Source organism: Candidatus Hepatincolaceae symbiont of Strigamia maritima, assembly GCF_055505085.1.
The window spans coordinates 1-1,083 of record NZ_DBKDTU010000038.1; the positions used below are offsets into that span (position 1 = coordinate 1).

A 1,083-nucleotide genomic window follows, 5' to 3' on the forward strand; every position below is an offset into this window, starting at 1 on the left:
ATAGTATAAAAGAGATATATATATAACTATAAAAAATCAAAGAATTTACAATTGCTAATAATATATGTTTATCATTATAGTAAAAATATTGATAATTAAAGATATTGTAAAATGAGGCTTGTATATAATAACCTAATCTAGTGTACCAGTCACTACTCATTTCAGGAAATATCATATAATGTATATTATCTATGCTATTAGGATGTAAGAAATTTAAAATTAGTATGCAGATACAGCATAAAAATATCATAAAACTAAGAAAAAATTAGCAATCATATATTTTGTATAAATGTCAAAAATTTTCTTTAACGTAGGTAATTAGTCCTTTTGAGGATAAAGTAAAATTATAGAGAGAAATTGTAAAGAATGCCTAAATTAACTTCGTGTTGCATTCTGGTTATACTAAATACTGATTTATCACTATCAGGTAAGAAATAATCTTTATATAAAACTACCTTACCTAAATTAGCAAAAGCATATTCTGAAAAAAAGCTAAAGGTATCGTTTATTTTATAATTGAAGCCAAGTCCTAATTTATAAGCCGTACCTAAATTCGTATCCCAAGTAGATTTACCTCTGAGGGTAGTTTTTGCATTATTAAGAGTTATACCTATACCTATGTGTAAATAAGGTTTAATAAGTTCTTTATTCAGAAAAGTATATTGTAAATTTAACATAATAGTTGAAGTTATCAGGTTATTTACATATAAAATATTATTAGCAGTAATTAATACATTTTTTTGTCCGTTATAGGTAGTACCTTTAGTAATAGAGTAAATTGCATAATCTAAAAATAGGATATAATTATTATTAAAAACGTACCCTATACCTAGTCCTGCATTAACCCCCTTAAAGTTAGGATTGTTCAGAGAAGAATCTTTATATTGAACGTTACTATCTAAATATTTAAACTTTGTGGTTTCCCCGAACTGAGAGCCTAAATTAACTTTAATGGCAAATCTATCAAGACTCTCTTTAGAGGCATAAGTAGAAACAGTTAAAATGCTATAAAAAAAGAGTATAAATATAAAAAATCTCATGTTACTAAATAAATCCTATTATTATAGTATATATAATAGCAAT

1 protein-coding gene is annotated in these 1,083 nt (G+C 24.7%); it reads right to left on the minus strand.

Annotated elements, in window-relative coordinates; all coding sequences use genetic code 11:
* Positions 1-344: 344 nt before the first annotated feature.
* Positions 345-1,040, minus strand: a complete 696-nt coding sequence (locus tag ACQCX0_RS00930; RefSeq protein ID WP_462562225.1) for an outer membrane protein — start codon at positions 1,038-1,040, stop codon at positions 345-347.
* Between the last annotated feature and the right edge of the window lie 43 nt (positions 1,041-1,083).